The following is an 11,999-nucleotide window of genomic DNA, read 5'->3' as shown; positions in this document are numbered from 1 at the left end:
GCCGGTCCGTGCGGACCGGCGCCTCTCGACGTACAGGATGGATCAGATCAGGCCGAGACCCTTGACCGCGTCGCGCTCCTCGGCCAGTTCGGCGACGGAGGCATCGATCTTGCCGCGGGAGAATTCGTTGATCTCCAGGCCCTGGACGATCTCCCACTCGCCGTCCTTGACGGTCACGGGGAAGGAGGAGATCAAGCCCTCGGCCACGCCGTACGAGCCATCGGACTTGACGGCCATGGAGACCCAGTCGTCGTCCGGCGTGCCCTGGGCCCAGGTGCGGGCGTGGTCAACGGTCGCCGAGGCCGCCGACGCGGCCGACGATGCGCCACGGGCGTCGATGATGGCCGCACCGCGCTTGGCGACGGTCGGGATGTAGGTGTTCTCCAGCCAGTCCTGGTCGTTGATCAGGTCGGCGGCGATCTGACCGCCCACCTCGGCGTGGAACAGGTCGGGGTACTGGGTGGCGGAGTGGTTGCCCCAGATCGTCATCTTCTTGATGTCGGTCACGGGCGCGCCGGTCTTGGCCGCCAGCTGGCTGATCGCCCGGTTGTGGTCCAGGCGGGTCAACGCCGAGAAGCGCGAGGCCGGGATGTCGGGGGCGTTGCTCTGCGCGATCAGGGCGTTGGTGTTGGCCGGGTTGCCGGTCACCACGACGCGGATGTCGTCGGCAGCAACGTCGTTCAGCGCCTTGCCCTGCGGGGCGAAGATGCCACCGTTGGCTTCGAGCAGGTCGCCGCGCTCCATGCCCGGGCCACGCGGCCGGGCGCCGACCAGCAGCGCGAAGTTCACACCGTCGAAGACCTTGGCCGGGTCATCGCCGATCTGGACACCGGCCAGCGTCGGGAAGGCGCAGTCGTCCAGCTCCATGACGACCCCTTCCAGGGCCTTCAGGGCGGGGGTGATCTCCAGCAGGCGCAATTCGACGGGAGTGTCCGGACCGAACAGCGAGCCGCTGGCGATGCGGAACAGGAGGCTGTAGCCGATCTGACCGGCTGCACCGGTCACGGCCACCTTGACAGGCGTGCTCATGGAAATCCCCTAGGGCGAAACGATGCTTACATCGCGACGCTAGCAGGGCTGTTGCCACCCCGAGCGGCTGGGCTCAGCTGGGCGCCAGATAGCCCGAGGCGGCGGCCGGGTTGTCCAGCGACCAGCACAGGACGAGCGGGCACGTGGAGGCTGTGCCCCCGAGCGGTGTGTACCGCACGTCCATGGTTGCGCAGAACGAGGCGATCCGTTTGCCGGATGTCGCGGTGACGGTTCCAGAGATGGTGCCGCCGACAAGCAGCCCGCCGCTGGTCGTTGCGCCAGTGAGGGTTTCGGTGCTGCCATCGCTGTAGGTCACCGCGTAGCTCACCGAGGGGTCCGTGGCGTTGGCTACCGAGAAGAACAGGCTGAGCAGCCCGCAGCCGGCGTTCACCACACGCATGCCGAAGCTGTAGTTGCTGCCGGTGAGGCTCCAGGTGGACCGTGCGCCAAAGACGGAATACCCGACCAGGCACTGACACGGGTTGGTTGGTCCGCTGGCGGCCTGGGCCGGCGTGACCGCACCCACCAACAGCACGGGTGTCGTCCACGCGGCACCCTTGGCCAGGGTGCGCCGGCTGATGCCGGTCGACCCCGATGCGGATCGTGGTTCGTCCTGTTGCGTCATGATCGGACCCCCTCCAGTCCCTCGGCCACCCCTCCGGCCACCCCTGGCTCCCTTCAACTGACCTTATCTGCCTTCCCGCGGGAATGGCCAGGTTGGCGAGCTGGGTGCCCTGGGAGGAACCTCGCGGTCGTTGCCGTTAGCCTGGTAGGGACGGTGTACCCACCAGGTAGGAGCGGCTTACATATGTCCGGATCGGACAAGATCAAGGTCAAGAACCCAGTCGTCGAACTCGACGGTGACGAGATGACGCGCATCATCTGGCAGTTCATCAAGGACCGACTGATCCACCCCTACCTGGACATCGACCTCAAGTATTACGACCTGGGGATTGAGTCGCGGGACGCCACCGACGACCAGATCACCATCGACTCCGCCAATGCGATCAAGAAGTACGGCGTCGGCGTCAAGTGCGCGACGATCACCCCGGACGAGGCCCGGGTGGAGGAGTTCGGCCTGAAGGAGATGTGGAAGAGCCCGAACGGGACCATCCGCAACATCCTCGGCGGCGTCATCTTCCGCGAGCCGATCATCATCTCCAACATTCCGCGCCTGGTCCCGGGCTGGACCAAGCCGATCATCATCGGCCGGCACGCGCACGGCGACCAGTACAAAGCGCAGAACTTCAAGGTGCCCGGCGCCGGCACGGTGACCATCACCTACAAGCCCGCCGACGGTGGCCCGGAGCAGAGCTACGAGGTCGCGCAGTACGGCGACGACGGTGGTGTCGCGATGGGTATGTACAACTTCAACGACTCGATCACCGACTTCGCGCGCGCTTCCTTCAACTACGGTCTGCAGCGCAAGGTCCCGGTCTACCTGTCGACCAAGAACACCATCCTCAAGGCCTACGACGGCCAGTTCAAGGACATCTTCCAGAAGGTGTTCGACGAGGAGTTCAAGGCGCAGTACGACGAGCTGGGCCTGACCTACGAACACCGCCTGATCGACGACATGGTGGCTTCGGCGCTGAAGTGGTCCGGCGGCTACCTGTGGGCGTGCAAGAACTATGACGGCGACGTCGAATCCGACATCGTGGCACAGGGATTCGGCTCTCTTGGCCTGATGACCTCGGTGCTGATGACCCCCGACGGCAAGACCGTGGAGGCCGAGGCCGCGCACGGCACCGTGACCCGGCACTACCGCCAGCACCAGCAGGGCAAGGCCACCTCCACCAACCCGATCGCCTCGATCTTCGCGTGGACCCAGGGCCTGGCGCACCGCGGCAAACTGGACGAGACGCCCGACGTGACCGCGTTCGCGGAGACCCTCGAGCGGGTCTGCATCGAGACGGTCGAAGAGGGCAAGATGACCAAGGACCTCGCGCTGCTCGTCGGGCCGGACCAGCCGTTCCTGACCACCGAGGAGTTCCTCGCCGCGATCGATGAGAACCTGCAGAAGGCGATGAGCGCCTAACCGCACACAGCTTCATCCAGAGCCAGGGCGAACTGTTCGCCCTGGCTCTGCCAGGTCGGCAGGTCATCTGCAACGTACGTCGACCGGTCGCCGGTCGTGAGCGCGTTGCGGACCGCTTCGGCGAAGTCCGGTCCGTGCGCGACGGTCACTTCTGCCCGGTCCCGGAAGCCCGCGATCGGCGTACTGACGATCGGGCGACCCGCTGCAAGGTACTCGTAGAGCTTGATCGGATCGAGTGAGTCGGTGAACTCATTGACCAGATGCGGCGCAATCGACACCGCCGCATGCTGCAGATAGCCCGGCAGGTCGGCGTAGGGGCGCGGCCCGAGGAGAACGACCCCGGCATCCAGAAGGGCCGAAGTCGACTGGGGCGTCAGCGCGTTCGGGCCGACGAAGGTGACGGTCGCCGAGTCGGCCAGCGCCGTGGCGGTCGCCACGACCAGCGGGATGTCCAGGCGGTCCTCGTGCAGTGTCCCCACGTAGAGCGCGGCACGCTCCGGCAGGTCGGCGGGCCGGTCACGCGGCGTACGCCAATGAGAAGGGTCAACACCGTTGGTGATCAAGGAGATCGGGCTGTCGCCGGTCTTGGTGGCCAGGATGCCGGGGGAGCAGACGGTCACCTGCGCCGAGTGGTTCAGCAGGTAGTCCTCGTCGGCGACCAGACGCGCGTGCTCGGCCGGCGTGCGTTGCGCCGCCAACCAGTCGTCGGTGATGTCGTAGAGAGTCGGCCACCCGGTCCGTTGCGCCACGGCCGCGCCGCGGGGGTCGTTGACCCACAGCACCGGACGGTCGAAACCCAGTCGGGCTGCGGCTCGCCCGACCTGCCCGGCCCAGCGCGCGTCGTACCCACGATCGAGTCGCCGCGGCAGGAATTTCGTGGCGCTCCAGCGCCACACCCGCTCGGCGAAGGTCGACTCGGCGGGCGAGAGATTCGCCAACCTCGCACCCATCCGGGGTCGCCGGTGGCGGGTCAGATCGTGCAGCGCATCGTGGTCCGGCTCCACGACGAGCAGCCGAAGGTGTGGATCTCGTTGCAGCGCAGTGGTGGCGAAGTGCTGGTTGCGTCGCCAGACGTCGTCCCACGGTTCGAGGGAGATGAGCACGACGTCACTCATCGCAGCACCCGCTCGTAGAGAGCAACGTGCCGGCGCGCGCACTCCTCGACAGTGAACCGGCTCAGATAGTCGGCACGCAGCGCTTCGCCCAGGTCGGCTCGACGGCGGCTGTCCTCGGCCAGATCGGCCAGAATGGTTGCCGCAGCCACCGAATCGCCCGGAGGGAAAAGGGTTTCGGGACTGACCGCGCCAGCCGTCTCCAGGTGACCGGCACGATTGGTGGCGACGACGGGGGTGCCCGCGGCCATTGCCTCCACGACGCTGATCCCGAAGTGCTCGGACGGCGAGGTGGCCAGGAAGATCGAGGCCTGGGCCAGCAGCTCGCGCACGTCGGTGCGGTAGCCAAGGATCTCGATGGCGTGGTCGGGGAGCGCTCGCAGCGCTGCTTCGTCGGCGCCTCCTCCCGCGATCAGCAGCCGCCACCCGCGGTCGGCCAACCCGGATCGAGTGAATGCCTCGATACCGGTGCGGGTGTCCTTCTCCAGTTCGAGACGCTGCGCGATCAGGACGGTCTTGGTGCGTTCGCGATCGGGCGGCGGTGCGGTGACGCCGGGGTGGATCACCGTGCTCGGGGTGTCGATGGCGGCCGCGACGGCGTGGCTGACCGACACCTGCGTGGCGGTGTGGTCCAGCAGCCGGTAGGCCCGCTCCCACCGGGTGCCTGCGCCACGCAGTTCTGCGAAGTGGCGCGTGCTCACCAGGGGGGCTCGCAGCACGGGACAGGCGCCGAGCACACCGCACTCGGCGGCCGTCATGTGTGCGTGGATCAGATCGGGTTTCCATCGGCGCAGACCCGCGGTCTGCCGGGTCACGTCCCGGACCGATGCGGCGGGGGAGTGCTGGATCCCAAAGGTGGACAGCGGTTGCGCCAGCCGCGCTGGATCGCCGCCGATGACGCGCACGTCGACGCCGAGAGCCACCAGCGCCGGTGCCAACGCGAGGATGTGCGCCTCGACCCCGGCGAACCCGTCCGAGCGCACGACATGGGCGATCTTCATCCGGTCGCCGCCGCCGGTTCGTCGGCTCGGGGCTCCGCGTGCAGTTCGGCTAGGAGCGCCAGGTAGCGATCGGCCACGATGTCCCAGTCGTGGGGCGTCGCTGCGGCGCGGGCGGCCCGACTCGCGGCGTCGGGGTCGAGCCGCCGGACGGCGTTGATCGCTGCGACGACGTCCGAGACGGTGCGGTCGATGAGGAATCCGTTGACGCCGGGTTCGATCAGGTCCATCGCCGCTCCCACCCTGGTGTGAATGGCGGGGATCCCACAGGACAGCGCCTCCAAGAGGATCAGGCTGAACGACTCGTAGCTGCTGGGCAGCGCCAGTACGTCGGACGCCCACAGCGTCGGGCGTGAGTCAGGTTGTGCTCCCACGAGAGTGACCCGATCCGCACTTCCCAGCGACCGGCTGAGTCGGCGAGCGTCGTCGATGTCCTCGGGGCGTCCACCCGCCACCAGCAGATGCACCTCGGGCGGGAGCGACGGCAACGCTTCGATGAGCAGTCGCAGGCCCTTGCGGCCGAACTCGTGTCCGGCAAACCCGACCACGAAGGCGTGCGGCGGCAGATCGAACGCCTCGCGCGCGCGGGTCCGTTCCTCGGCTGTCGGGATCCGGTAGAAGCTGGTGTCCACCCCGTTGCCGATGACGGCGGTCCGCAGCCGGGAGCGCGGATAGAGCCGGTGGAAACTGGTCTGCTCGGCGCTGCTCAGGTGGACCACGGCCCGGTGCGCCCGGGAGTAGGAGAACCGCCACCAATCACGGGTTTGGGTGAACACGTGCAGCGGGTTGCGCAGCAGCCGCAGGGTGGCGTGACCGCGCGACTGCATCGCCAGCCGCAGCAGCCCGTGATTGACGTAGATGTCGCCGGCCAGCAGGTCGTTGTGACAGATCGACCAACTCTGCGGATGCCGGCTCAGCACCCGCCGGGCGCGATAGGAGCCGACAGTGGAGAAGTAGATGACCTCCAGCGCATGGTTCAGGTGCCGGGTCCCCGCCCGCTGTGCCCGCAGCGGCCGGAATGAGGTGTCGGCCAGGGTGAACTCGGTGACCGTGACGCCGGCGCGCTGGAACGCGGCCGCGAGGCCGGCAGCGACCGCGCCGACACCGGTGCCTTCACCGATCCGGGGCGCCAGTTGCCGGATCGTGGTCATACGCCGACTTCGGCGGGGCGCCGCTGCGTGGTCGGTGCGGTGTCTTCCGGGTTCTCCCATCGCTGTGCCCCCAGGCAGATACCGATCAGCAGCCACGGTAACGACGCCACGACGGCCAGCCAGAACATGTCCAGTTGGCCCCGCAGCAGGTGGGCGACGAGCACGGCGATAGCCAGGGCGCTGTAGCGGCGGGGCACCTGTGCCAGGACCCAGAGCGCACCGCCGAAGAGCACGAGATAGGCGGCGACGCCGATGATCCCGGCACTGGTGAGCATCTCGGTCAGACCGTTCGGCGGAGCGATGATGCCGGGGAAGTCGGGGCGGTACCACCAGCGCAGACCCTGACCGAACCACGGATTCAACTGCCAGATGTCGATGGAGGTCTTCCACGAGGAGATGCGGATGTTCGCGGAGGAGAAGTCACTCGGATCGGCGAGCTGTTGCTGGGTGGCCCACCAGATGAAGCCCGCAACCGGGATCGCGAGCACCACGATCACCGTCGAGCGCCGTTGCTCCTTCGGGCGCAGCCACAGCAGCACCAGCATCCCGACCATGAGAGCCACGATGCCCTGTCGCGCCTGGGTGAAGAGCAGGGCGATCAACATCAGGCCGAAGGACAGTCGCAGGAGATTGGTCGGGACCCGCAGCCACAGCGGCCGGGCGTAGGCCAGCAGGGCGAGGAAGGCCAGGATCGTCCCGGCGAGGTTCTTGTGCATCGGGAACGGGCCGGCGAGATACACGGCGCTGTAGTCACCGTGGGCGAACTGCCACAGCCCCTGCCCGATCACGCCGAGGGCGATCAGGCCACCGCAGGTCAGCAGGACGTTGCAGGCGGCGTTGGCCCGACCCGAGGCCGCGAGTGTCCACCCGACGATCAGCGCTCCGGCTGCCAGCATCCACTCGTGGCCCCACTCGATGAAGTTCGCCCGGTAGGGGGTCGCGATCAGGGTGATGGTCAACGCGGCCTGGTACCCGACGCACAGCCACAGCAGGGATCGCATGGGTGGGGAGAACGGGCGGGGACCGGACACCAGCGCCGTCAGCGCGCACACCGTGATCGCCAGGTCGGAGATCGCCAGGTCGGTGCCGGCTACCGAAGTCCGCATGACCATCAGGAACGCCGGGCAACACACCAGCGCCAGCAGGCCCGGGTCGGACACCCCGATCAGGAACACCAGCAGGCCCGCCGTCAGACCCAGGACCAGGCCGGGCCGCTGGCCCACGTGCAGGCCAGCGAGTACGGCGACCGCGACGGCCAGCGCGGCCGCCACGAAGGCACCCCCACGGGTCCTTACGAACGTCGTCATCCTGCTCCCTGCGAAAGTGTCGTCTCCTGCGCCATCGGACCGCGCAGATAGCGTTGTGCCCGGGCCAGGTGAGCGGGCCGGCGGGCGGGTTGAAGCGCCCAGCGGCCTGCGGCGCCCACGATGACACCCGCTCGGGTCACTGTCCAACCCAGGGCACCGAAGTGTTTGCGGGAGAACCGTTCGTGTCCGGCGGCGAAGTGGGTTTCGCGCCGGGCCGGGTCACTGCTGGTGGCGGCCGCTTCGTGGGACCCGGACAGGTCGCGGGCAAGCAGATGGCGCCACCCCATCGACCGGGCGCGGTAGGCCCAGTCGGTCTCCTCGGCGTACAGGAAGAAGTCCTCATCGAAGCCGCCGACCTGGGCGATGGCTTCAGCCCGCAGCATCAGGATCGAGCCGATCCCGAACTGGGGTCGCGACCATCGGCCGAGGCCGAGGGCGGCTCGCCAACTCTCGGCCGGAGTCGGGAACGGCCACATCACCCGCGCGGACCGGCCGGCAGGGTCGGTCTGCGGCGCCGCGATGGTCGCCGCGTCCGGCACCGCCCGCAGTTGCTGCTGCATCCGGGCGATCGCGTCGTTGCTGATGGTGGCGTCGGGGTTGAGCAGCAGCACATCGGCGGGGGAGTCGAAGCTTAAAAGCGCGAGGTTCACCCCGGCGCCGAAACCGCCGTTGCGACCCGCGTCCAGGTACGTCGCGCCGCACCGTCGGGCGACGGCACGCACCTGCGGATCGGCGGAGTTGTCGACGACCGTGACCGGGTAGTGCAGGTCGGCGATCGCCGTCTCCAACAGGTCCGCCCGGTGGTAGGCGACCACCACGACCCGGACGGGCGGCGGCTCGGCGAGTGGCTCGTGGGTCGCGGCGCCGTACAACCGACGCAGTTGGGTGGCCACCTGGGTCCACGTCATGGAACCCGCCCGGGTCATCCCCGCGGCGGCCAATCGCTGCCGCCGCGCCTCGTCCGCGCCCAGGGCCGCCAACGCGGCTCCGAGCGCCAAGGCGTCGCCCGCGGGCACGATGACGCCGGCGTCGCCGACCACTTCGGGAAGCGCGCCGGAGTCCGTGGCGACGACGGGGACACCGCACGCCATCGCCTCCACGGCGACCCGGCAGAACTGTTCGATCCAGGAGGGGGTCGCCAGCGACGGCACCGCCAGAACGTCGAGCGAGCGGTAGAAGTCGGCCAGTGCTTCGCCGGATCGTGATCCGGCGAAGGTGACCCGGTCGGACAGTCCGCGCTCGGCGACCAGCTGCCGCAACTGCTGTTCCTGCGGCCCCGATCCGCACAGCGTCAACGACAGCTGCGGATACGGCTCGAGGGCCGCCACCAGCGTGGCGACACCCTTGTGCGGGGCCAGCCGCCCGGCGTACCCGATCCGCACCGTCGACCCCGGCGGTGGTTCGTCGCGGCTGGGAGCGGGGTGGAAAACGGCCGGGTCGAAGCCGAGCGGCACGACCTCGGCCGCACCGGGGAAGCCTTTGCGTCGCATGATCCGCCCGGCCGCCTGGTTGCAGGGGTAGGCCCCTGCGGCGTGCCGCAGGATCGTGCGCTCGAACCAGCGGAACGGGATCGGGTAGCGCTTGGTGATGTTCTGCGCCGAATAGATGACGTACGGCGCGTGGCAGCGACGCAGCCAGCGCAGCAGCAAGAACTCGGCGCTGGCCAGAGCGAACGGCTCTTCGTGCAGGTCGAGCACATCCCAGGCCGACTCACCCAGAGCGCGCCATAGGGGGCGGGGGTCGTAGACGAACAGCGCCGGGTGCGTGCCCCAGGTGCGGACCGCGCTGAGGTCCGCACCTGCGCGGTCGGCGGCCGATACGGTGACGGTCCGACCGCCCTCGTCCCAGCGTTCGGCGCAGACCAGGTGGACCACGTGCCCGGCCGCACGCAACGCCTCGTCCCGGCCCCGCCACGCGGCGACGACGCCACTGTGCGAGAGGCGCAGGATTCGCACGCGAGCTTCCTTGCTGGACTTTGGAGAATGGTGGTGGTTTGGGGTCCAATGAAACGGCCCGGGGACAACTCGAGGAACATTATCGCTGACCTGACTCGCAGAAGGGGTTGACCGATGACTTCGACGCGACGTCTGCGCGTGGCGATGGTCAGCCATAGCGCTCTGCCCAGCGGGGCCGAATTGGGCACGGCCCGTCTGGTCCGATCGCTCGGACCAGAGGTGGACCCGGTTTTCGTCTTCTTCCAACAGGGACCGCTGGTCGACACCCTCACCGCGGAGGGTTTCGAGGTGGTCGTGGTGCCGCTCGCGGCCTCGGTGCACGCCACGGGCCGGCACGACGCGCTGAGCCTGCGGTCGCTGCGTCGTCAGGTCGCGGCTGTCCCCTCGTTCCAGCGCCGGCTGCGCGCTGAATTGAAGCGACTGGATCTCGACCTGGTCCATTCCCACTCATTGAAGAGCCATGTCCTGGTGTCCGCTGCCGTCAAGTCGTTGCACCTGCCGCTGGTCTGGCACTTCCACGACCGGATCGCTGAGGACTATTTGCCGCGGGTGTGGGTGACCGCGTTGCGGGGCGCGGCACGCAGCGTCCCGGACGCCGTGGTCGCCAACTCCGACGCCACGGCCAGCACCCTGCCCGGGTCACCGGTGAGTGTGATTCCTCCCGCGCTGGAACCGTCGGCGCTCAGGCCGGCGCCGCACCGGCCCGATGCGGCCGCGCCGATCGTCGGCATGCTCGGCCGGCTCAGTGACACCAAGGGGCAGCACGTCCTGCTCGCGGCGGCGCCGCAGATCCTGCAGCGGTTCCCGGCTGCACGATTACGGATCGTCGGCGCGCCGATGTTCGGCCAGGACGCCTACGCGGCTGGCCTGCGGGAGCAGGTCGAGCGCCTCGGTTTGGGCGAGCACGTCGAGTTCGTCGGGCACGTCGAAGACCCGTACGCCGAGATGGACACCTGGTCGGTCTTCGTCCACGCATCGCCGGTCCCGGAGCCGTTCGGGCAGGTGATCACCGAGGCGATGGCCCGGCGAGTTCCGGTGGTGGCCACCGAGGGGGGCGGCGTGGCGGACATCGTCCGGCCCTCCCCGCACGAGGCGTACGGCGAGTTGGTGCCGGCCGGAGACCCGGCCGCGCTCGCGGACGCCGTCGTGACGCTGCTGGCCGACCCCACCCGCGCCGACCATCGGGCGCAGCGTGCCTACCGCTACGCCGCCGAGCGGTATGACATCGGGGAGTCGGCACGCCGGACCACTGCCTTGTGGAGCCGCCTGATCCCCGGGCGGGCACCGCGGCCCCGGCTGGCGCTGGCCCACGACTACCTGACGCAGCGCGGCGGCGCCGAGCGGGTCGTGCTCGCGATGTGTGACCTGTTCCCCGAAGCGGGTCTGAAGACGCTCATGTACGAGCCCGCCGCGACCTTTGCCGCGTTCGCCGAGGTCGACGTCGAAACCAGTTGGCTCAATGGTGTCGGCTGGTTGCGGCGGCACTACCGGGCCGCCATGCCGATCCTGGCCCTCGCGGCCTCGACCAGTTCGGTGAGCGGGGACGTCGTCCTGGTGTCCTCCAGCGGATGGGCGCACGGCATGCGGGTCAACGGTCGCAAGGTCGTCTACTGCCACTCTCCGGCGCGGTGGCTGTACAAAACCCGGGAGTACCTCGGCGAGAACTGGTGGCTGACCCCGAAAGGCGCGGCGCTCGCCGCGTTGCGTCCCGGGCTGCGTCGCTGGGACCGACGGGCCGCCCGCACCGCGGACACCTACATCGTCAACTCCTCGGCCGTCGCCCAGGTCGTGCGAGCGACGTACGGCATCGAGCCGTTGATCATTCATCCGCCGGTGACGCTGGATCCGGCCGGACTCCAGGAGCCCATCGGCGGCGTCGACCCGGGCTTCGCCCTGGTGGTCTGCCGCCTCCTGCCCTACAAGAACGTCGACATGGTGGTGCGGGCCTTCGCCGAACGGGGCGATCGGTTGCTCGTGATCGGGGCCGGGCCGCTGAAGCAGCAGATCGAGGCCAACCTGCCAGACAACGTGACCCTGCGCAGCGACGTACCCGAGGCGCAGTTGCGCTGGGCGTATGCGAACGCGCGGTGTTTGGTCGCCGCCAGCTTCGAGGACTTCGGGCTGACCCCGGTGGAGGCGGCCCAGTTCGGGACCCCGACGGTCGCCTTGCGCAGCGGCGGCTACCTGGACACCGTGCAGGACGGCATCAACGGCATCTTCTTCGAAGCACCCGAGGTGCCGGCACTGCTCGATGGCCTGGCCCGGTTCGACTCGTTGAGTTGGGATCGCGACAAGATCGTGCACAGCGCCCAGGCGTTCACCCCCGAGCAGTTCGCCCGGCAGTTAGGACGCGTGCTCGGCCCGGACCTCGTGGCACACTTGCCCGGACCACTGACCATGGAGGCTTGA

The 11,999-nt window shown here is 68.9% G+C and carries 9 protein-coding genes; 2 read left to right on the top strand and 7 right to left on the bottom strand.

The window, feature by feature from the left end; genetic code table 11:
- Positions 1 to 42 precede the first annotated feature (42 nt).
- Together DR843_RS11330 and DR843_RS11325 are read right to left on the bottom strand one after the other, a co-directional pair.
- Positions 43 to 1,029 carry a malate dehydrogenase gene (locus DR843_RS11330; protein ID WP_109685911.1) on the bottom strand — a complete coding sequence of 329 codons (987 nt, stop codon included), beginning with the start codon at positions 1,027 to 1,029 and terminating at the stop codon, positions 43 to 45.
- Positions 1,030 to 1,102: 73 nt separating this feature from the next.
- The gene (locus tag DR843_RS11325) at positions 1,103 to 1,654 is read right to left on the bottom strand and encodes a hypothetical protein (protein ID WP_109685909.1); all 552 of its coding nucleotides are present in this window, start codon (positions 1,652 to 1,654) and stop codon (positions 1,103 to 1,105) included.
- A 183-nt stretch (positions 1,655 to 1,837) separates the two neighbouring features.
- Here DR843_RS11325 and DR843_RS11320 point away from each other — a divergent pair, with 183 nt between their 5' ends.
- Positions 1,838 to 3,067: an NADP-dependent isocitrate dehydrogenase gene (locus tag DR843_RS11320; protein WP_109685907.1), complete on the top strand. Its 1,230-nt coding sequence runs from the start codon at positions 1,838 to 1,840 to the stop codon at positions 3,065 to 3,067.
- Here DR843_RS11320 and DR843_RS11315 read toward each other — a convergent pair.
- The 5 genes from DR843_RS11315 to DR843_RS11295 are packed head-to-tail and all read right to left on the bottom strand — an operon-like array spanning position 3,064 to position 9,590.
- Positions 3,064 to 4,182, bottom strand: coding sequence for a glycosyltransferase (locus DR843_RS11315; protein WP_109685905.1), 1,119 nt, complete (start codon positions 4,180 to 4,182; stop codon positions 3,064 to 3,066). The two genes, DR843_RS11320 and DR843_RS11315, sit on opposite strands and share 4 nt — an antisense overlap.
- Positions 4,179 to 5,180 carry a glycosyltransferase family 4 protein gene (locus tag DR843_RS11310; RefSeq protein ID WP_109685903.1) on the bottom strand — a complete coding sequence of 334 codons (1,002 nt, stop codon included), beginning with the start codon at positions 5,178 to 5,180 and terminating at the stop codon, positions 4,179 to 4,181. Before DR843_RS11310 ends, DR843_RS11315 begins: the two co-directional genes overlap by 4 nt.
- Positions 5,177 to 6,328 (bottom strand): glycosyltransferase family 4 protein, encoded by a 1,152-nt coding sequence (locus DR843_RS11305; RefSeq protein WP_109685901.1) that lies wholly within the window; start codon positions 6,326 to 6,328, stop codon positions 5,177 to 5,179. Before DR843_RS11305 ends, DR843_RS11310 begins: the two co-directional genes overlap by 4 nt.
- Complete coding sequence (locus tag DR843_RS11300) at positions 6,325 to 7,635, bottom strand: O-antigen ligase family protein (protein WP_109685899.1); 1,311 nt, start codon at positions 7,633 to 7,635, stop codon at positions 6,325 to 6,327. The genes DR843_RS11305 and DR843_RS11300 overlap by 4 nt, the downstream gene beginning before the upstream one ends.
- Positions 7,632 to 9,590 (bottom strand): glycosyltransferase, encoded by a 1,959-nt coding sequence (locus DR843_RS11295; protein WP_245934096.1) that lies wholly within the window; start codon positions 9,588 to 9,590, stop codon positions 7,632 to 7,634. Before DR843_RS11295 ends, DR843_RS11300 begins: the two co-directional genes overlap by 4 nt.
- A gap of 114 nt (positions 9,591 to 9,704) precedes the next feature.
- Between DR843_RS11295 and DR843_RS11290 the strand changes: the two genes are divergently transcribed.
- A complete protein-coding gene (locus DR843_RS11290) occupies positions 9,705 to 11,999 on the top strand; it encodes a glycosyltransferase family 4 protein (RefSeq protein ID WP_109685895.1) in 2,295 nt (764 codons plus the stop codon).

Source organism: Branchiibius hedensis (assembly GCF_900108585.1).
Lineage (GTDB): Bacteria > Actinomycetota > Actinomycetes > Actinomycetales > Dermatophilaceae > Branchiibius > Branchiibius hedensis.
The sequence above is the reverse complement of the archived record's forward strand: the minus strand, read 5'-3'. Positions and strand labels throughout refer to the sequence as shown.

Excerpts from the sequence above, each read along its gene's own strand:
- DR843_RS11325 (WP_109685909.1), bottom strand. The coding sequence starts at position 1,654 with ATGACGCAACAGGACGAACCACGATCCGCATCGGGGTCGACCGGCATC.
- DR843_RS11330 (WP_109685911.1), bottom strand. The coding sequence starts at position 1,029 with ATGAGCACGCCTGTCAAGGTGGCCGTGACCGGTGCAGCCGGTCAGATC.
- DR843_RS11315 (WP_109685905.1), bottom strand. The coding sequence starts at position 4,182 with ATGAGTGACGTCGTGCTCATCTCCCTCGAACCGTGGGACGACGTCTGG.
- DR843_RS11290 (WP_109685895.1), top strand. The coding sequence starts at position 9,705 with ATGACTTCGACGCGACGTCTGCGCGTGGCGATGGTCAGCCATAGCGCT.
- DR843_RS11305 (WP_109685901.1), bottom strand. The coding sequence starts at position 6,328 with ATGACCACGATCCGGCAACTGGCGCCCCGGATCGGTGAAGGCACCGGT.
- DR843_RS11320 (WP_109685907.1), top strand. The coding sequence starts at position 1,838 with ATGTCCGGATCGGACAAGATCAAGGTCAAGAACCCAGTCGTCGAACTC.
- DR843_RS11300 (WP_109685899.1), bottom strand. The coding sequence starts at position 7,635 with ATGACGACGTTCGTAAGGACCCGTGGGGGTGCCTTCGTGGCGGCCGCG.
- DR843_RS11310 (WP_109685903.1), bottom strand. The coding sequence starts at position 5,180 with ATGAAGATCGCCCATGTCGTGCGCTCGGACGGGTTCGCCGGGGTCGAG.